This window comes from Ramlibacter aurantiacus (assembly GCF_016722895.1).
GTDB lineage: Bacteria > Pseudomonadota > Gammaproteobacteria > Burkholderiales > Burkholderiaceae_C > Ramlibacter > Ramlibacter aurantiacus.
This window is the reverse complement of record NZ_JAEQNA010000001.1, coordinates 626,231-644,882: the sequence shown is the minus strand read 5'-3', so window position 1 is coordinate 644,882 and position 18,652 is coordinate 626,231. Positions and strand designations below refer to the sequence as shown.

Below are 18,652 nucleotides of genomic sequence, written 5' to 3'. Positions count from 1 at the left end.
ACGCCTCAGGCGTCCGGCAGCGCCAGGACGTGCTTGGCCAGCACGTTCCGCTGCACTTCGCTGCTGCCGCCGTAGATGGTGGCGGGGCGTGAGTTCATGAAGAGCGACATCAGGTCGTCGCTTGCCTCGCCCAGGCGGACGGCGCCGGTACGGGCACCGTCGGCGCCGAGGGCTTCGATCCCGAGTTGCGCCAGGCGCTGGTAGGTCTCGCTTCCGATCAGCTTCAGGATCGAGACGTCCGGGCCCAGGGGTTCGCCGCGCTGCACCTGCGCGGCGAAGCTCTCGAAGAGCGAAACGAGATCCCAGACGTCGAGCCGCAAGTCGGTGAGGCGGTCCATGAAGACGGGATCGGCCCGCAGGCCCAGCGATGCCGCGGCGGCGTCCAGGCGCTTGAGCGCGTTCTGCGACTGGCGCGGGTTGCCCAGGTAGATGCGCTCGCTGGCAAGGATCGACTTGGCAACCGTCCAGCCGTCGTTCTCCTGTCCCAGCAAGGCATCGAGCGGAACCCGCACGCCGTCGAACCGCACCTCGCAGAACTCGTCGTTGCCGGCGATGTCGCGAATGGGGCGGATCGTGATGCCGGGGGTGGCCAGGTCGATCAGCAGCATGCTGATGCCCGCCTGCTTCTTCGCGGTCGGGTCGGTCCGCGCGAGCATGAACATGTGCGTCGCGTCTTGCGCGAAGGTCGTCCAGATCTTCGCCCCGTCGATCACGTAGTCGCCGCCGTCGCGGACGGCGCGGGTGCGCAGGCTGGCCAGGTCGGAGCCGGCATCCGGCTCGGAGAATCCCTGGCACCACATGTGCTCGAAGCGCAGGATCGCGGGCAGGTAGCGGTCCCGCTGCGCGGGGGTGCCGTAGCGGATGAGGCCCGGGCCCACCATGGTGATGCCCATGTCAGGCGCTCTCGCCACGCCCCAGCGGTCCTGCTCCTGCATGAAGATGAGTTGCTTCCCCGGCGGGAGTGCGGCGCCGCCGAAGGCCTGTGGCCACGCGATCGCCAGAAGCCCGAGCTCGCCCAGGCGCTGGTAGAAGCGGCGGCATTCGTGCCAGCGCAGGCGCCGCGGCGGATTGCGCAGCTCCTCGGGGTACTCGCGCTCGAACACGTCACGCACGCGCAGCCGGAACTCCTCGTCGTCCAGGGCCTTCCAGTCCATGCGCGTGGTGGTGCGGATCGCGGCCGGTTCGTCGCCTGCCATCTCGCCGCGGCGTGACAGCAGCCCGGCCACCCGGGCACGTTGCGCCGGCTCGTTGCCGAGCCACGCCGCCAGGCCCAGTGCGCGCTTCAGATGCAGGCCGGCCTCGCATTCGTCGGCGAAGCCCATCGCGCCGTGCATCTGGACGGCCTCCCTGCAGATCGCCAGCGCCGCGCGCGTCGCGCGGGCCTTGGCCCGGCTGCACGCGATCGACCAGGCCTCGCCTGCGCGCGCGGCCGAGGTCGCGGAATCGATGGCCGCCTGCGCGAGCCGCTGCTGCGCATAGAGATCGACCGCGCGGTGCTGCAGCGCCTGGAAGCTGCCGATGGGCCGGCCGAACTGCTTGCGCGTGCGCAGATAGTGCAGGGTGGCCTGCAGCGCGGGTTCCGCCGCGCCCAGCAGTTCGGCCGCCGTGCAGAGCCGGCAGTTGTCGGCCACGCGGGTGATCGTGTGTTCGTTCAGCAAGGGGCCGCTGGCCTGCTGCCTGGGCTCGATCCGTACGCGGTCGAAACGCACTTCGGCATGGGTGGTTCCGTCCACTCGCTCATGAACGACGGCTGTCACGCCGGCGGTGCCCGCCGGCACCCAGCACAGCACCGGGGCGCCGCCCGATTGCGCCAGCACGAGCCATCCATCGCCCTGGCCAGGCAGCACCTCATGCCGCAGGCCCTGGAGCAGGGCGTGCCCGTCGGCCGGCACCAGGCGGGCGGATCCGGGGGCGGGCTCCGCCTGGCCCGGCCCGGTCCAGGCCAGCTGGGGGATGAGGCGCCCCTGGATGATCCGCGGCAGCAAGGTGTCCGCGAGCGGGGAGTGCGCCACCAGCGACAACAGTCCGACCGCGCCCACCGCGGCCTGCACGAAAGGCTCGGGTGCCAGGGCGCGGCCCATCTCCTGCACCATGCCCGCCACGTCGCCCACGTCGAGTTCCAGCCCGCCCTGCGCCTGCGGGGCGAGCGCGCCCAGGCAGCCGAGCTCGCCCAGCTGGCGCCAGTGGGCCCGGTCATGCTCGCCCGGCGAACCCTGCGACGCGGCATCACGCAGCGCGCGGGCCCGCGCGCGGCCGCCCTGGCCGGCCATGAAGGCACGCACGCTGTCCTTGAGCAGTTCGCGGTGGTCGTCCATCCCATCAACCCGCGTAACGCGCCTGGGCGGCACGCGCGGCCGGCAGGCCGACGATGTCGTTGAACGCTGCAGGCGGCACCAGGCGGTCGCCCATCAGCGGCTCGGTGTTGCCGCTGTCCCGGATCACGGCCAGCACCTGCTGCATCGCGCGAGCCGCCGCGAGCACCAGGGTCGTGGGGTAGATCACCAGCGGCACGCCCATCTCCCGCAGTTCCGCCGGGGCGATCATGGGCATGGTCAGGCTCTCGGCGTTCAGGTAGGCCAGCGGCCCGGGCGTTCGGCGGCAGATGTCGCGCGCGACGCCCTTGTCGTAGGGGCCCAGGCACATCAGCAGATCGGCGCCTGCTTCGCGGTACGCGGACAGCCGCTCGAGCGCGGCTTCCAGCCCTTCGGACTGGAGCACATCGGTGCGGGCAATGATCTGCAGGTTGGGGTCTTCGCGGGTGTCCACCGCCGCCTTGATCTTTCCCACCATGGCGGCGGTCGGAACGATGATCTTTTCCGGCATGGAGCCGCAGCGCTTGGGCAGTTCCTGGTCTTCCAGTTGCAGGGCGGCGATGCCAGCCCGTTCCAGCCGGCGGACGGTTCGCATCACGGCCAGGGCGTCGCCGTAGCCGGTGTCGGCATCGGCGATCACCGGCAGCGTGGTGGCCGCTGCGATCTGCTCGATGCGCTGCGCCATCTCGCTCCCGTCCATCACGCCGGTGTCGGGATTGCCGCAGCTGCCTTCGACGGCATAGCCGGAGACGTACACCGCCTCGAACCCCGCCTGCTCGACAAGGCGCGCCCCAAGCGCATCCCCCGTGCCAGGCGCGATCACGATGCGTTGGTGGCGGTTCAGCGCGGCAGCGAAGGCGCGGCGCCGCTCGGAGGTCGTGACGATGGCCGTCTCCTTTTGACTGGGTCGAACCCATGTTAGGGACCGATCTACAGGATTGTCAACAATCTATTTGACAGTCTGGTAGTCTGTGGTGTCTTCAACTCTTGGCGCCGTGATGCGCCGCCACCGCCGATGCTGAACACACCCGCCGCCGCTCAGGTTCCCGCGAGCGGCACGATCCCGGACGAGCACGAAGGGGCGCCCCAGAAGGTCATCGAAGGCCTGCGGCGCCGCATCTGCAGCGGCGAGCTCAAGCCCGGCACACGGTTGCAGGAGCAGAGCCTGGCGGAGGATTTCGGCGTCTCCCGGCCGCGCGTGCGGGATGCGCTGCTCGCGTTGCAGCAGCGCGGCCTGGTGCAGCGCGAGAAAAACCGCGGCGCGATCGTGGCCAAGCTGGACCTGAAGGGCGTCTTCGAGATCCTCCAGCTGCGCGAGAACCTCGAAGGCCTGTGCGCCCGGCTGGCCACCGAGAACCGGCCCGCCGAATCGTGGCAGTACCTGGTCGACCTGTTCGAAGGTCCGATGGCGCGGTATGCCGAGGCCGGCGACATCGAGCCTTACCTCGAGGAGATGGAGAAGTTCCGGTCCGATCTCACGGTGGCGGCCGACAACAAGGTGCTGGAAGAGATGCTGAGCATGCTGCGCGACCGCACCCGGACCATCGTGGACCGCACCACGATGCTGCCGGGCCGCATCCAGCAGGGCCGGCAGGAGTTGCTGCTCGTGGTGCAGGCCATGCGCCGCGGCGATGCGCAAGAGGCCGAACGCCTGCGTCGTGCCAACATCCGCAGCCAGCGCGCGTTTGTCGAGCGCTACAAGAATTTCCTGTTCTGATGTACGCCCCGCCACCCCAGATCGATGCCGAGTTGCACGCGCGCCTGCCCGATGCCTTGCGCAAGCGTTCGCGCTGCGCCTGGGGCGATGTCAACAACGGCGGACGCGAGACGCCTTGCTTCCTGGAAGGCCCGGTGTTCGACCGGGAAGGGCGCCTGTACGTCACCGACATCCCCTACGGCCGCATCTTCCGTATCGACGCACGGGGCGAGTTCGAGCTGGTCTGCGAGTACGACGGGGAGCCGAACGGACTCAAGTTCCACCCCGACGGCCGCCTGTTCGTGGCGGACTACAAGAACGGCGTGATGGCGCTGGACGTCCAGGCCGGACGCATGGAAGAGGTGATCGGCCGGCGCCATACCGAGACCTTCAAAGGCGTCAACGACCTGCACTTCGCGGACAACGGCGACCTGTACTTCACGGACCAGGGCCAGACCGGCATGCACGACCCGACCGGGCGCGTGTATCGCTACACGACGGCAGGCCAGCTGCAGTTGCTGCTCGACAAGGTGCCGAGTCCCAACGGCATCTGCCTGAACGGGGCCCAGACCCATCTGCTGCTGGCGGTGACTCGCGGCAACTGCATCTGGCGCGCGCCGCTGATGCCCGATGGCACCTTGTCCAAGGTCGGTGTCTTCATCCAGATGTCCGGCGGGACCGGGCCGGATGGCATGGCCGTGGACGAACAGGACGGGCTGGCGGTGGCGCATCCCGGCATGGGTGGCGCCTGGATCTTCGATCGCCGCGGCGTGCCCGCGCTGTTCGTGCGCACCCCGGCGGGCGAATTCCCGACCAACCTGGCCTACGGCGGCAGCGACCGGCGCGAGTTGTTCATCGTGGAGTCGCATTCCGGCTCGATCCTCCGTGCCCGCGTGCCCGTGGCCGGCCGGGCGCTACGACCTTAGCCAGGGCGCATCCTCGAGGAGTTTCACAGTGGGCCTGTCGTTCGAATTTCCAGAGGGTGGCGCCGCGGTGGTCGTCGGTGGAACCGGCGGTATCGGGCAGGTCATTTGCGAAAGGCTCGCCGAAGCCGGCTCGAACGTCGCCTTCACCTACCGGAGCCAAGCGGAGGTGGCACGGCAACTCGAGCAGACGATCGCAGGCAAGGCACGCGAGTCCGCTTGCTCGGCCCTGGAGGTCACCGACCCCACATCGGTGCAGGCGGCCTTCGACGGCTTCACGCGCCGGTTCGGAAAGATCCATGCCGTGGTCTACACCACGTCCCTCGAGATCCCGCAGCAGTGGTTCAGCCGGGTCGAGGCGTCGCAGATGGAGCGGGCGCTGCAGGTCAACGTGATGGGCCTGTTCAACGTCCTGCAGTGCGCCATTCCGTTGCTGCGCGGGGGCGGCAGCTTCGTGACCGTGACCACTTCGGCGACCAAGCGCTACCCGCGACGAGACGTCCTGTCGGCCGTCCCCAAGGCGGCCGTCGAGATGATGACGTTGGCGGCCGCGAAGGAAGAGGGCCGTTACGGCATGCGCGCCAATTGCGTGGGCCCGCACATGATCGAAGCCGGCGGCGGCACGCGGGTCCTCGAGCAGGTGGGCGAGGAAACCATCCGGAAGATGAAGCAAGACATCCCCCTGGGTCGCTTCGGCCAGCCGCGTGAAGTGGCCGACGCGGTGGTGTTCCTGGCTTCGCCGCTCAGCAGCTACATTTCGGGCCAGATCCTGGATGCCGACGGAGCCTGGCAGGTTTAGAGTACCCACGCGCTTGCCATCCGTGCCAGGTGCGACGCACGCCACAACGCCCAGGCCAGCCATGAATTCGACGAGCAAGCCACCCGATGCCATCGTCCGAGAGCAGGGCGAGTTCGACCGCCCGCCGGGCCAGGTGCCACCTCGGTCGGGCCTGCGAGCCTGGCTGCCGCGGGTGCTGGGCGTCGGTGCCGCCCTGCTGGTGCATGCCCTGCTGGGCGCGTCGGAGCTGTCCGCCGACGCCCGTGTCGTGGCGGCGGTCGCCACCTTGATGGCGGTCTGGTGGATGACCGAGGCGGTTCCGCTGCCGGTGACTTCCCTGCTGCCGATCGTTCTCTTTCCGCTCATGACGGACCGCACGGTGGCGCAGGCGACCGCGCCCTATGCCAACCCGATCGTCTTCCTGTTCCTGGGTGGCTTCCTGCTCGCCATCGCCATGCAGAAGGTCAACCTGCATCGGCGCATCGCGCTGCTGACCCTGCGAGCGGTCGGCACGCATCCGCGCCGGATCATCCTGGGCATGATGATCTCCACGGCCTTCCTCTCGATGTGGGTGTCCAACACCGCCACCACCTTGATGATGTTGCCCATCGCGATGAGCGTGCTGGCCCTGGTGGCCGAGAGCAGCGACCGGTCCAGGGGCAGGGCGAGCGAGGTGCGCGCCGGCCTGGCCGCGGGGCACAAGGTGAGCGACCTGATCCGCGACAGGGACGTGCGGGTCTTCGGCGTCGGGCTGGTGCTGGCGATCGCCTGGTCGGCCTCGATCGGCGGCCTGGGCACGCTGCTCGGCAGCCCGCCCAACGCGATCGTCGCCGGCTACATCAGCAAGGAGCTGGGCCAGCAGGTCGGCTTCGCGCAGTGGATGCTGCTGGGCGTGCCGCTCGCGATCACCTTCGTCGCCATCGCCTGGCTGCTGATCACGCGCGTGATGTTCCGCTTCCACCTCGACGAAGTGCCGGGCGGCGAGCAGATGATCGAGGGCGAGATCGACCAACTCGGCCCCATGAGCCGTGGCGAGAAGAGCGTGCGGCTCGTCTTCCTGCTGGCCGCGTTCTGCTGGATCGTGCCGAGCCTGCTGTCCACCTTCGGCGACCTGGGGCAGCGCTGGCCCTGGCTGGACCTGTTCAACGACACCGTGGTGGCGCTGGCTGCCGGCGTGCTGCTGTTCATGCTGCCGGGCGGAACGCCCGGGCGTGCGGTGCTCGACTGGAAGGACGCCGAAGCCGGACTGCCCTGGGGCGTGCTGCTGCTGTTCGGCGGCGGGCTGTCGCTGGCGGCTTCGGTGGCCGCCAGCGGCCTGGACACCTGGTTCGGCCAGCAGGTCGCCGGGCTCGGCGTGTTGCCGATGGTGGCGCTGATCGCCGCCGTGACGGCCATCGTGCTCTTTCTCACCGAGATCACCAGCAACACGGCGACGGCCGCCACTTTCATCCCGATCCTGGGCGGCGTGGCGCTGGGCATCGGCATCGACCCGATGACGCTGCTGATCCCGTCCGCGCTGGCCGCCACCTGTGCCTTCATGCTGCCGGTGGGCACGCCGCCCAATGCGATCGTGTTCGGCACCGGCGCGGTGAGCATCGCCGAGATGGCGCGCGGCGGGGCGCTGCTCAATGTGGTGGGCGTGGTGCTGATCACGATCTTCACGCTGCTGCTGGGGCCGCTGGCGCTGGGCCTGGTCATCGGCTGACCTCGTGCGGCCGGTGCGTAGTCCGGCTCCGACAGCAACGGACTCGCGCGACCGACACGGCGGATGGCGGAACCAGGTCGCGGTTTGCGACATCATCCACAAGGCCTGGGCCTCACCAGCCGGTGCCTGCGACTCGCGTGCACGAGGGGCAGGCACGCAGCGCCCACGACGCCGATCGCCGCATCGTCCGCGGTGACACCTCAATGGATCAAGACCTCATGTCCAGCTTTCCCCTGCGTACCCCGTCCGGTGTCCTGGCCAGCGCCCTTGTCGGGCTTGCCGCCACCGTACTGCCGGCGTCGGCGGCCGCCCCATCGGCCGAGACGCCCAAGCTGAACCGCACGGTCGTCATGTCGGGTTTGCAGGAGCCGTGGGACATCGCCTTCACGCCCGATGGGGTGATGCTGTTCACCGAAAAGTGCCGCGGCCTGTCGGCACGCCTTCCCGATGGCAAGACGGTGCGGCTGTTCGGCACCAGCGGTTCGGCCCTCGTCGCGCCGGATCTGTTTTGCCAGGGGCAGAGCGGCGTGCACGGCGTCGCGGTGGACCCGGACTTCGCCAAGGGCACGCGCTACATCTATGTGTTCATGGCTTCGCGCATGCGCACGCCGGCCACCAACCGGGTCGTTCGCCTGGCACTCAACGCCGACGCCACGGGCGTGGACCAACGCACCGACATCATCGACGACATCGCCTACAAGCAGGAAGCCAATGCGGTCGGAGCGGCGGGCGCCCACAGCGGAGGCCGAATCCGCTTCGGGCCGGATGGGTTCCTGTACGTCGCGAGCGGCGACAACCACAACGCCACGCTGCCGCAGGACCTCAAGCGACTCGGAGGCAAGGTGCTGCGCGTGGACCGCGACGGCAAGGCCGCCCCGGGCAACAGCACGCCGGCCGGGGGCGATCCGCGCATCTTCACCTATGGCCACCGCAACGTGCAGGGCATCACCTTCAGGCCGGCGGGCCAGCCCAACGCGGGCCAGCCGTTCACCGCCGAGCACGGCCCGAACCACAGCGACGAAGTCACCGCGCTGGTCGCCGGTGGAAACGCGGGATGGGATCCGCAGAAGCGGCCGGGACTGCGTTGCCCCGACGACTACTGCGGCTACGCGGGCAGTCCCACCACCATGCCGATGACCGACACCCAGCGCTTTCCCCAGGCGATGCCCCCGAGCTGGGTCAATAACGGCAGCGGGCGTGGAATGAGTGCGGCGCAGTTCCTGAGCGGCGATCCGTGGAAGGGCTGGAACGGCCGCATGCTGGTGAGCCTGATGCGCGGTCAGCGGATCGTGGTGCTCACCCTCGATCCGCGCGGCATGGCGATCGACGATGCGACGGTCGATCTGCCGTCGACCCGCACCCGGGCCCTGGTGCAGGGCCCCGATGGATACCTCTACACCGCCAACGACGACGGAGAAATCTGGCGGGTCGTTCCGAACTGAGTCCCGGTCCGAGCCCCGGCAAGGACCAGCGTCACGCGTACCGCTGCCCCGCCGAGTAGGCGAGCCCCGCCGCGACGCCACCGAACAGGTCGCCGGCCACCAGCGCGACGCCTGGGAATCGGGCGGCGAGCTGCTCCTGCAGGGGGCGCAGGGCCGACGAGCCTCCGGTGAGGTAGATGGCGTCCAGGGCCGGCGCGCCGGCGCGCCGCAGGCACTCCTGCGCACACCCCGTCACCTGGGCCAGCAGGGCGTCGAGCTGCGCATGCATCTGCGCGGGCGCCAGCTCGGCTTGCAGGCCTGCTTCGACGTCGTCCAGCCGCATCAGCGCCGTGGCCTCGTGAACCGAGCAGGCGATCTTGGCCTGCTCCACCTCGGTGGCCAGCCGGTGCCCCAGCCGTTGCCGCAGCACCGTCATGAGCCGGTCGTGCAGGCTCGGGTCCGTGTATGCCGAGCGCAGCGCCTGCGCGCGCGACAGGCCCGAGGGCGCATGGAGGAAGTTGATCAGGTGCCAGGTCGCCAGGTCGTGGAAGACCGGATTCGGCACCTCGCGGCCTTGCGGGCCGCGGTGCCCCAGGCCGAGCAGCGGCATGACGCGGGCCAGGTTCAGCCGCCGGTCGAAGTCCGTGCCGCCCAGATGCACGCCGGCGGTGGCCAGCACGTCCGCGCTGCGGTCGGGGCGCATCGCGCCCTTCGGGCCCAGCCGGAGGACGGAGAAATCCGAGGTGCCGCCGCCCACGTCCACCACGAGCGCGATGGCCTCCCGGGTCAGCCGCCGCTCGTAGTCGAAGGCCGCGGCCACGGGTTCGAGTTCGAAGGCGATGTCGCCGAAACCCGCGGCGCGCGCCGCCTGCTCGAGCGCGTCCTGCGCCTGCCGGTCCCGCGCCGGGTCGGCGTCGACGAAGTGGACGGGGCGGCCGAGCACCAGCAACGGGTCTGCATCGCCGATCCGTGGCCGGGAGCGGGCGAGCAGCTCGCGAAGAAAGAGCGTGAGGATGTCGAGATACCGCAGCGTGCCCGTGCCGACCGCGGTGTGCTCGTCGATGAGCGAGCTACCCAGCAGGCTCTTGAGCGAACGCATCAGGCGCCCCTCGACGCCGGCGAGGTAGAGGGCCACGGCGTCGCGGCCGATGTGCACGCTGCGGTCCTCGGCATTGAAGAACACCGCCGTCGGCAGGACGGCGGCCTCTCCCTCCATGGGCAGCAGGCGCGCCGCGCCATCGCCACCGAGCAAGGCCACCGCGGAATTGGAGGTGCCGAAGTCGATGCCGAGCAAGGGCCGGCCGCAAGCTCGAGTTTGCAAACGCTCCGCAGCGGGGCGGGCGTCGAGTGGGTGGGTCACGTGGAGGAGGGGCGGGGCGCCACCTGGAAAAAGGGGCGCATTCTAGGGCGCCATCACTTGCCGCACGCCCCGCACCACCTACTTGCTGGAAGAACCCATCTTCCCTTGCAGCACGGCCACCAGGTGCTGCTTGGCCTCTTCCAGCTGCGCTTTGTCGGCGTCGTGCACCTTGCGGAAGAACGCCGCGCACTCGGGCGAGTTCGCCGCCTCGGCATCCTTGATGTACTGGTCATAGGCGACCAGGGCCTGGGCCTTGTTTTGCATCAGCGTGATCCAGTCATAAGCCAGGTCGCTGAGCGGGTGCGTATCGGAGGACTTGTGCTTCACGTTCATTCCTTTCGTGCGGTGATCAGGCGTCCGTGGAAGACGCGGCAGCTTCCAGTTCCCGCTGCCGGTCGCGCAGCTGCTCGCCGAGCGACATCAGGTCCATGCCGGGCGCGGCCTTGGCCTTGGGAAACAGCTCGTCGCGTTCTTCCTTGACGTGGTGTTCGACCGCTCGCGCGAGTTCGGCCACGAGCTTGTCCATTTCGGCGCCGGCCGTGCCCAGCTCGCGGATCTGCGAGATCAGGACCTTGGCTTCGTGGTGTTCCTCGATGCCTTCGTCGATCACGTCGCCGGCATCCGGCGCGGCCTGGCGCAGCGCGGGGTAGAAGATGTCTTCCTCGATCTGCGTGTGCACCGTGAGTTCATCGCAGATCTTGCGGGCCAGCGCCTCTCGGTCGGCAGTGGATTCCGCAGGCATCGCTTTCGCAAGGCGCGCGTACTCCACGAACAGGTGCTTCACGGCGAGGTGGTCCGCGTCGAGCAGCTCGCACGCGTCTTTCTGGGCAAGTTGGGGCATGGGTTCTCCTGGTGGTCCGCCGGGGCTCACATCAGCGGCGGGTCCATCTCGCGGCCGAAGTGCCGGTGCTTGCGCATGGCGTCGATGAAGGTTGCGGCAGCGCCGCGGGCGCTGCCACTGTCGGTGAACACCAGGCCGGTGCCACCTTGCTCGTAGCTCTTGTCCAGCACCATCGGCAGCCCGGCCATCGCCATCAGCCGGTGCGAGGAGCCGATCGCCAGGATGGGCTTGCAGTGGCGGAACTGGTCCTTGATGAACTCCATGGTGTGGCCGTCCTGGGCGAGGGCGGCCACGCCCTCGTCGCCGTCCGGCAGCACCAGCGCGTCGAACAAAAAGCCGGGTTCGTTTTCCAGTGACGCGTCGGCGTCGAGCGAGTTGCCGTCCACGGTGGGCATGCGGCCGATCCGGGTGCCCACCAGCCGCGCGACCGCGCCTTCGGCCACCAGGGCCTCCTGCACGGCGGTGAGCGATTCGCCATGCACGCCGGGGGCCACGAGCAGCGCCACCTTGCGGCCTTTGAGCGAACCGTCACCCGGGCGGGCCAGCAGCGACAGCGCTGGCGAGCGCTCCACTTCGGGCTTGGCCGGGTCGGGCATGGCCAGGGGAAGCGGCTCTGGCAGCGGATCGATGCCCAGGCCGGTCGCCACCTTCCTGGCCAGCCACTCGGACACGTGGCACAGGCCGGCCACCATGCGCTCGCGCACCGCCGGCACCGTGACCTTGGACAGCTCGAAGCGGAACGCGTTGGCGATGTGGTCCTGCTCCACCGGCGTCTGGCTGTCGAAGAACAGCCTGGCCTGCGTGTAGTGGTCGGCGAACTTCTCCGGCTTGGCCCGGACCTTGCCCTGTTCTTCCTCCGCGCGGATGCGCGCGGGCACCGACACGAAGCCCTGCTGCATGGCGCCGGCCTGGAACGGGCAGCCGCCCGCCAGCGAGTTCGGCTCGTACGACACGCGCCCGCGCGGGATGGCCTGCCGATGGAGCCCGTCGCGCTGGTTGTTGTGTACCGGGGCGATGGGCGCGTTGATCGGGATCTCGTGGAAGTTGGGGCCGCCCAGGCGCGTGATCTGCGTGTCCACGTACGAGTGGATGCGCCCGGCCAGCAGCGGGTCGTTGCTGAAGTCGATGCCGGGCACCACGTGCGCCGTGCAGAACGCCACCTGTTCGGTCTCGGCGAAGAAGTTGTCGGGGTTGCGATTGAGGACCATGCGCCCGACGGTGCGCAGCGGCACCAGTTCCTCGGGGACGATCTTGGTGGCGTCGAGGATGTCGAAGCTGAACTGCTCGGCCTGCTCCTCGGTGAAGACCTGCAGCGCCAGTTCGTACTCGGGGTAGGCACCGGCCTCGATGCGTTCCCACAGGTCGCGGCGGTGGTAGTCGGGGTCGGCACCGGAGATCTTCACGGCTTCGTCCCAGACCAGCGAATGGGTGCCCGCGACCGGGTTCCAGTGGAACTTGACGAAGACCGACTCGCCCTGCGCATTGACCAGGCGGAAGGTGTGCACGCCGAAGCCCTGCATGGTCGCGTAGCTGCGCGGGATGGCGCGGTCGCTCATCTGCCACATCAGCATGTGCGTGGACTCGGGCATCAGCGAGACGAAGTCCCAGAAGGTGTCGTGCGCGCTGGCCGCCTGCGGCATCTGGTGGTGCGGCTCGGGCTTCACGGCGTGCACGAGGTCGGGAAACTTCATCGCGTCCTGGATGAAGAAGACCGGCATGTTGTTGCCCACCAGGTCCCAGTTGCCCTCGTCGGTATAGAACTTCACGGCGAAGCCGCGCACGTCGCGTGCCGTGTCCTTGGAGCCGCGCTCGCCGGCGACCGTGGAAAAGCGCGCGAACACCGGCGTGATCTTGCCGGCGGCCTGGAAGGGCGCGGCCTTGGTGATGTCGGTCAGCGGCTCATGGCACTCGAAGAAGCCGTGCGCGCCGGAGCCGCGCGCATGCACGATGCGCTCGGGGATGCGCTCGTGGTCGAAATGCGTGAGCTTCTCGCGCAGGATGAAGTCCTCGAGCAGCACCGGGCCGCGCACGCCGTACTTCAGCGAGTTCTGGTTGTCGGCGATGCGCACGCCCTGGTTGGTGGTGAGCACCTGGCCGGCCGAGTCGACACGCACGCGGTCCAGCGGATCCACCAGCGGATTGCGGCCTTCTTCGGCGACGGTGCCGGCCTTGTCGTTGGCGTTGTCCTCGGACAGGGTGCTGGCCGTGGGCAGGCGCGACGCGGGCTCGGCGGTGGCGCCGGCCCGCGGCGCGACACCGTTGCCGAAGCCGTGCTCGGATGCCTTGGTCGGGTTGTGCGGCATGGCCGCCGAAAGCTCCTGCACCTGCGCCATCTTCTTGGACGGCGCGTCGAACACGGCGCCGGCAACGGCGCTGGGCCCGCTGTCGCTATTGCGGGAGGCGGATTTCGCCGCGGCTCGGCTGGGCGGCTTGGGAGGGGTCTTGGTCGATTTGGGCATGGCGTCGTCGATGGAGCGGACGGCGCACGGTACGGGGCCGGGTGAAGGTGCCGTGTAGGAAGCTGCCGTGTGACGTGGGGTCCAAGGCGCCGTCACCAGTTGTTGCGGCGCGCGGCGGCTTCCCCAGCCGGACGCCATGCGTCGCGCTTGTGCCGCGGCGTTCGGCGGGGCTGCGGTCTACAGCGGCCGCTGGAACAGCGCCGCATCCCGTGGCTGGCGCGGCAGGTGCGGCACGGCGAGCGCGACGCCGGCGCTGCGTGCCAGGTACCACAGCTTCTCGGCGGTGCCGGTGGCGACGCGCCGGTCCCAGGCGTGCGCGCCGCGGCTCACCACCTCGTGGCCGATGCGCCGGTACACGCTGCGCGCGGTGGCGATCGACCAGGCGCAGCGCAGGGGCAGGTCGGCGATGCCTTCGCGGGCGGACCGGTAGTACGGCTCGGCGGTGCCGACCAGGCGGGCCGCCACGCGCGCCACGCGCTCCCGGTTGCCGTCGGCCAGCAGGTCGGGCAGCGTGCCGATGCCTTCGTGCGCGAGCCAGTCCGCGGGCAGGTAGACGCGGCCGATCTGCGCGTCCTCCAGCACGTCGCGCGCGATGTTGGTCAGCTGGAAGGCCAGGCCCAGGTCGCAGGCGCGGTCGAGCGTTTCTCGCTGCGTGACGCCCATGATGCGGGCCATCATCACGCCGACCACGCCCGCCACCCGCCAGCAGTACAGCAGCACGTCCGGCAAGCTGTCGTAGCGCGTGGGGTGCACGTCCATGCCGAAGCCGGCGAGGTGCTCCATCAGCCATTCAGGGGGGATGCGGTGCCGCCGAACGACCTCGGCCAGCCCCTGGAAGACAGGGTCTGCCGAAGGGCGCCCGGCGCAGGCAGCGGCGGTGAGCGCCTGCAGTTGCGCAAGCCGCTCGGCCGCGTGCTCGCGCGTCCCCTCGCGCTGTTCGTGGCCGAGGGTCTGGCCGTCGATGAGGTCGTCGCAATGGCGGCACCATCCATACAGCAGCACGGTGCTCTCGCGCGTGTGGGCATCCATCAGGCGCGCCGCCAGCGAGAAGCTGCGCGAGCCGTTGGCGATGGTCTGCGACGCCTGTTGCAGCACCTGGGCATCGACCGTGTTCATGGCAGGGCCTCCGTGAGCATGAGGCCGGCCGTCGCCTTGGCCGAGCCGACCACGCCGGGCACGCCCGCCCCCGGATGGGTGCCGGCGCCGACGATGTAGAGGTTGGGGATGGCATCGTCCCGGTTGTGCGGCCGGAACCATGCGCTTTGCGTGAGCACCGGCTCGAGCGAGAAGGCCGAGCCCAGGTGCGCGCCGAGCTGGTCGCGGAAATCCGCGGGCGTGAAGATGCGGCAGGTGACCAGGTCGCGCCGCAGGTGGGGGATGTAGCGGCGCTCCAGGTAGTCCAGGATTCGATCGCGCAGCCGGGGGCCCTCGACCGACCAGTCGACATCGGCCTGGCCCAGGTGCGGCACCGGGGCCAGCACGTAGTGGGTGGAGCATCCCGGTGGTGCCAGCGAAGGGTCGGTGGCGCAGGGCGCATGCAGGTACAGCGAGAAGTCGTCGGGCACCCGGTCGCCCTTGAAGATGTCGCGGATCAGGTCCTTGTAGCGGGGACCGAAGCAGACGGTGTGGTGCACCAGCTGCGGCCGCGGCTGGGACAGGCCGAAGTGCACCACGAACAGCGACATGGAAAAGCGCTTGGACTTGAGCCGCCCGGCCTCGCGCGCGCCGCGCGGCACGTGGCCCAGCAGGTGCTCGTAGGTGTGCACCACGTCGGCGTTGGAGGCGACCTGGTCGAACGCGAGCCGCTCGCCATGCACGCGCACGGCGCAGGCCCGGCCGTTGTCCACCTCGATCCGGTCCACCGGCGCCGAGGTGCGCAGCTGGCCGCCGAGGTCTTGCAGAAGCCGCACCATGGCGTCGATCAGCGCACCGGTGCCGCCCCGCGGAAACCACACGCCCCATTGCCGCTCCAGCGCGTGGATCAGCGCATAGATCGACGAGGTGGCGAAGGGATTGCCGCCCACCAGCAGCGAGTGGAAGGAGAAGGCCTGGCGCAGGTGGTCGTCCTGGATGTAGCGCGAAACCACGTCGTACACGCTGCGCCAGGCGCCGAGCCGGGCCAGCTGCGGGCCGGCCTGCACCATGCTGCGGAAGTTGAGGAAGGGCACGCTGCCGAGCTTGAGATAGCCCTCCTCGAACACCGCGCGCGAGTAGGCCAGGAAGCGCCGGTAGCCCTGCACGTCTGCGGGGTTGAGCAAGCTGATCTGCGCGTCGAGGGCGGCCTGGTCGTTGGCGTAGTCGAAGACGGTGCCGTCTTCCCAGCACAGGCGATAGAAGGGCGTGACCGGCAGCAGCTCGATGTAGTCGGCGAGCTTGCGAGCCGAGAGCGCGAACAGCTCCTCCAGGGCCGAAGGGTCGGTGATGACGGTGGGACCGGCGTCGAAGGTGAAGCCCTGGTCGTGCCAGACGTAGGCGCGGCCGCCCGGCTTGTCGCGCGCTTCGAAGACGGTGGTCTGCACCCCGGCGGATTGCAGGCGGATGGCGAGCGCCAGGCCGCCGAAGCCCGCGCCGATCACGGCTGCCGTGCGGATGGGTCGATTCAAGAGAGGCTCCTTGCGGCGGGGGGGGCCTGGTCGAGCGCGGCCCTGAGGGCGGGACGCAGGGCGACGGGTGGCTTGCCGCTCAGGACGCGCAGCTTGTCCATCGCGGTGGGACGACCCGCATAGAAGCGGGCGATGAGCGGCGCGGGCAGGCCGTAGAAGCGTTCCATCACGCGCCGTCGCTCGTGCGGCGCCGCGGCCTCGAACAGCATGCGATTGAGCATGCGAAAGAATCCCTGGCGCCGCCACTGCGCCAGCGCATGCCCGCGCAGCGCCTGGAACAACGGTTCGGCGGACAACTCGGGCAGCGCCGACACCAGGTCCGCCACCCGCACCGCGTCGGGCAGTGCATAGCCGGTGGTCGGATGGAAGAGGCCGGCGGCGAGGCCCACGCGCGGCACCCCGGCGGCCTGTTGCCAGAGTTGCCCGGCGTCACCCGACAGCACGATGGGCAGCACGCCTTGTTCCTCGCGCAGCACCTGCAGCGGCGTCCAGCCCTGGGAGCGGACATAGGTGTCGATGTCGCAGCGCAGCCCGGCCACGTCGAGTGCGGACCCGTCGGCGTAGGCGGTGTCTTCGACCAGCACGGTGTGCTCGTCCAGCGGCAGCGTGTAGACGAAGCGCAAGCCGCCGGCCTGCGGCACGGTGGCGTCCATCAGCACCGGCATGGCGAGGCCGTGCGGCCGAGCCAGCCGAAGCTCGTGGCCGACGAACTTCTGCCAGCCCAGGCGCAGCCAGCGCGACGGCGTGAAGCCACGCCCGTCGACGACCGCGGCCGCCTGCACCACGGTGCCATCGGACAGGTGCACGCGCGTGGGCTCCACCCGCGCCACGGGCGTGCGAAGGCGAAGGGCGTCGCCCAGCACGGCGCTCGCCTGCGCGTGCAGGCGCTGCGAGGTGATGCTGAAGTAGCCGCCTTCCAGCTGCCGCTCCCGCGCCGGGAAACGCACCCGGTACCCGGGCCAGCGGTACTGCACGAGCGGTTCGATCCAGGCGTGCTGCGCGGGCGTGAGGTCTTCCGCGTGGAAGGACCAGGTGTGGTTGCCGCCGAGCGTGGGCCCGGCCTCCAGCACCAGCAGGCGCAGCTGCGGGCGCAGGGTGCGCAGGCGCCACGCCAGCAGGATGTTGGCCAGGCCGCCTCCGGCCAGCACGAGGTCGACGGTGGGGCTCACGGCAGGCACTCGGCGGCTTCTTCGGCCGGCACGGGGCCGCCGGTGCGCATGGCGGCCTCGACCAGGTCCGCCGCCCGCCGGGTCCCGCCAGCGGCCCGCACGTGGGCGCCCAGGGCTTGTGCCTGGCGGGCGAAAGCCGGCTCCGACAGCAGGCGCCGCAACGCCGTCCGCAGCGCGCCGACGCTGGCAAGCGCCGGCATCACCCGCAGGCCGGCCCCGGCGTGGACCACGCGGGCGGCCACCCCCGGTTGGTCGAACGCGATCGGCAGCAGCAGCATCGGCTTGCCGCCGCGCAGCGAATCCATGACGGTGTTGAGCCCCGCATGCGTGATGACCAGGTCCGCCCGGGCGATCGCTTCCTGCTGCGGAGCGAAACCGGTGACCCAGGTGGCGCCAGCGCGCCGCAGGGTTTGCGCCTGCGCCGCGTCGAGCCGGTCGCAGTGGGCGACGAGCACGTCGAGCCCCTCGTGTCGGCAGGCCTGTGCGATGCGCTGCAGCAGCCGCAAACGCCCGCCCTGCAAGGTGCCCAGGGAGGCGAACACGAAGGGGCGCCTGCCGCTCGGCTGGAACTCGGGCGGCCAGGCCGCAGCGGGTTCGTGCGCCGGGCGCAGGGGCCCGACGTGGTGCAGCGTGGGCGGGGCGTCGTTGCGCGGAAAGTCGAAGGCCGCGACGGTCTGGCTGAGTTGCACGGTGGGCGACACGCAGTCTTCCAGCGTGCGCAGCGCACCGGCGCCCAGGCGTCGCGCATGCTGCTCGATCACGCGCGCATGCGGCCGCATCATCCAGTCGTAGACCCCGGCGCTGTGCCGGTTGAGGTGCAGCCCTTTCTCGTCCGCGGCCCAGGCCCAGGGCATCACCGGCAGGGGCACGCGCGGCTCGCGGTTGATGGGCAGGGCGCAGGCGATCGAGGCGAAGGGAAGCTGGAGCGCCCGCGCCAGCACGCCGCCGGCGGCTTCCATCTGGTCGGCCAGCACGGCGTCGATCCCGAGTTCGCGCAGGAGGGACGGCGCCTCCCTGCACAGCAGGTCGGTGCAATCGGCGACGTCACGAATCACCCGCCGGATGCCGAGCGGCCCCCCAGGCCGGGCCGCGCGCTCCACGATGCGCCCGACCGTGCCGGCCGGGTGGCTGCGGATGCCCACCGCCGCGAAGCCGGTGCGCCGGTCGCGCAGCAGGTCCCGTACCTCGGACATGTGGACCCAGGTGACCTGGTGGCCGCGGTCCATCAGCTCGCCGCCCAGCGCCTCGATGGCGCGGACGTGGCTGGTGAAGGCAGGCGCAAAAACGGCGAAATGGGTCACCAAAGTTCCTGTCGGGCGACGTTGAAGAGGCGATCTGTCCATGACAAATATAACAAAGGCAACCGTCGATTTGCATTGCCCAAC

15 protein-coding genes are annotated in these 18,652 nt (G+C 70.1%); 5 read left to right on the top strand and 10 right to left on the bottom strand.

Annotated features, from left to right (window positions below):
* Nucleotides 1-5 precede the first annotated feature (5 nt).
* Nucleotides 6-2,315, bottom strand: coding sequence for an acyl-CoA dehydrogenase family protein (locus tag JI739_RS02980; RefSeq protein WP_201682343.1), 2,310 nt, complete (start codon nt 2,313-2,315; stop codon nt 6-8).
* Between the two features lie 4 nt (nt 2,316-2,319).
* On the bottom strand, nt 2,320-3,156 hold the full coding sequence (locus tag JI739_RS02975) for an isocitrate lyase/PEP mutase family protein (protein ID WP_236589358.1): 837 nt from the start codon (nt 3,154-3,156) through the stop codon (nt 2,320-2,322).
* A gap of 171 nt (nt 3,157-3,327) precedes the next feature.
* Here JI739_RS02975 and JI739_RS02970 point away from each other — a divergent pair, with 171 nt between their 5' ends.
* The 5 genes from JI739_RS02970 (at nt 3,328) to JI739_RS02950 (ending at nt 8,856) form a co-directional block, all read left to right on the top strand.
* A complete protein-coding gene (locus JI739_RS02970) occupies nt 3,328-4,029 on the top strand; it encodes a GntR family transcriptional regulator (protein WP_201682341.1) in 702 nt (233 codons plus the stop codon).
* Nucleotides 4,029-4,934, top strand: coding sequence for an SMP-30/gluconolactonase/LRE family protein (locus tag JI739_RS02965; protein WP_201682340.1), 906 nt, complete (start codon nt 4,029-4,031; stop codon nt 4,932-4,934). The genes JI739_RS02970 and JI739_RS02965 overlap by 1 nt, the downstream gene beginning before the upstream one ends.
* Before the next feature lie 28 nt (nt 4,935-4,962).
* Nucleotides 4,963-5,730, top strand: coding sequence for an SDR family NAD(P)-dependent oxidoreductase (locus JI739_RS02960; protein ID WP_201682339.1), 768 nt, complete (start codon nt 4,963-4,965; stop codon nt 5,728-5,730).
* Between the two features lie 61 nt (nt 5,731-5,791).
* Nucleotides 5,792-7,414 (top strand): SLC13 family permease, encoded by a 1,623-nt coding sequence (locus JI739_RS02955; RefSeq protein WP_201682338.1) that lies wholly within the window; start codon nt 5,792-5,794, stop codon nt 7,412-7,414.
* Nucleotides 7,415-7,632: 218 nt separating this feature from the next.
* Nucleotides 7,633-8,856, top strand: coding sequence for a PQQ-dependent sugar dehydrogenase (locus JI739_RS02950; RefSeq protein WP_236589037.1), 1,224 nt, complete (start codon nt 7,633-7,635; stop codon nt 8,854-8,856).
* A gap of 31 nt (nt 8,857-8,887) precedes the next feature.
* Here the strand turns inward: JI739_RS02950 and JI739_RS02945 are convergent, their stop codons facing one another.
* The 8 genes from JI739_RS02945 to JI739_RS02910 all read right to left on the bottom strand — a co-directional run bounded on the left by JI739_RS02945 (nt 8,888) and on the right by JI739_RS02910 (nt 18,568).
* A complete protein-coding gene (locus JI739_RS02945; RefSeq protein WP_236589356.1) occupies nt 8,888-10,156 on the bottom strand; it encodes an Hsp70 family protein in 1,269 nt (422 codons plus the stop codon).
* Nucleotides 10,157-10,273: 117 nt separating this feature from the next.
* The gene (locus tag JI739_RS02940; protein WP_354003668.1) at nt 10,274-10,522 is read right to left on the bottom strand and encodes a hypothetical protein; all 249 of its coding nucleotides are present in this window, start codon (nt 10,520-10,522) and stop codon (nt 10,274-10,276) included.
* Nucleotides 10,523-10,544: 22 nt separating this feature from the next.
* Entirely contained in the window at nt 10,545-11,036 is a 492-nt protein-coding gene (locus JI739_RS02935; RefSeq protein ID WP_201682335.1) for a hemerythrin domain-containing protein, read from the bottom strand.
* Nucleotides 11,037-11,062: 26 nt separating this feature from the next.
* Entirely contained in the window at nt 11,063-13,495 is a 2,433-nt protein-coding gene (locus JI739_RS02930) for a catalase (RefSeq protein ID WP_201682334.1), read from the bottom strand.
* Between the two features lie 177 nt (nt 13,496-13,672).
* Complete coding sequence (locus JI739_RS02925; protein ID WP_201682333.1) at nt 13,673-14,611, bottom strand: phytoene/squalene synthase family protein; 939 nt, start codon at nt 14,609-14,611, stop codon at nt 13,673-13,675.
* Nucleotides 14,608-16,098 carry a phytoene desaturase gene (locus tag JI739_RS02920; RefSeq protein WP_201682332.1) on the bottom strand — a complete coding sequence of 497 codons (1,491 nt, stop codon included), beginning with the start codon at nt 16,096-16,098 and terminating at the stop codon, nt 14,608-14,610. The genes JI739_RS02925 and JI739_RS02920 overlap by 4 nt, the downstream gene beginning before the upstream one ends.
* Entirely contained in the window at nt 16,095-17,267 is a 1,173-nt protein-coding gene (gene crtY / locus JI739_RS02915; RefSeq protein WP_354003667.1) for a lycopene beta-cyclase CrtY, read from the bottom strand. The genes JI739_RS02920 and crtY overlap by 4 nt, the downstream gene beginning before the upstream one ends.
* Nucleotides 17,264-18,568 (bottom strand): glycosyltransferase, encoded by a 1,305-nt coding sequence (locus JI739_RS02910; RefSeq protein ID WP_201682330.1) that lies wholly within the window; start codon nt 18,566-18,568, stop codon nt 17,264-17,266. Before JI739_RS02910 ends, crtY begins: the two co-directional genes overlap by 4 nt.
* Nucleotides 18,569-18,652: the final 84 nt, after the last annotated feature.

Coding starts and splice junctions, on each gene's coding strand:
- JI739_RS02980 (WP_201682343.1), bottom strand. CDS start 2,315: ATGGACGACCACCGCGAACTGCTCAAGGACAGCGTGCGTGCCTTCATG.
- JI739_RS02970 (WP_201682341.1), top strand. CDS start 3,328: ATGCTGAACACACCCGCCGCCGCTCAGGTTCCCGCGAGCGGCACGATC.
- JI739_RS02965 (WP_201682340.1), top strand. CDS start 4,029: ATGTACGCCCCGCCACCCCAGATCGATGCCGAGTTGCACGCGCGCCTG.
- JI739_RS02955 (WP_201682338.1), top strand. CDS start 5,792: ATGAATTCGACGAGCAAGCCACCCGATGCCATCGTCCGAGAGCAGGGC.
- JI739_RS02950 (WP_236589037.1), top strand. CDS start 7,633: ATGTCCAGCTTTCCCCTGCGTACCCCGTCCGGTGTCCTGGCCAGCGCC.
- JI739_RS02935 (WP_201682335.1), bottom strand. CDS start 11,036: ATGCCCCAACTTGCCCAGAAAGACGCGTGCGAGCTGCTCGACGCGGAC.
- JI739_RS02930 (WP_201682334.1), bottom strand. CDS start 13,495: ATGCCCAAATCGACCAAGACCCCTCCCAAGCCGCCCAGCCGAGCCGCG.
- JI739_RS02925 (WP_201682333.1), bottom strand. CDS start 14,611: ATGAACACGGTCGATGCCCAGGTGCTGCAACAGGCGTCGCAGACCATC.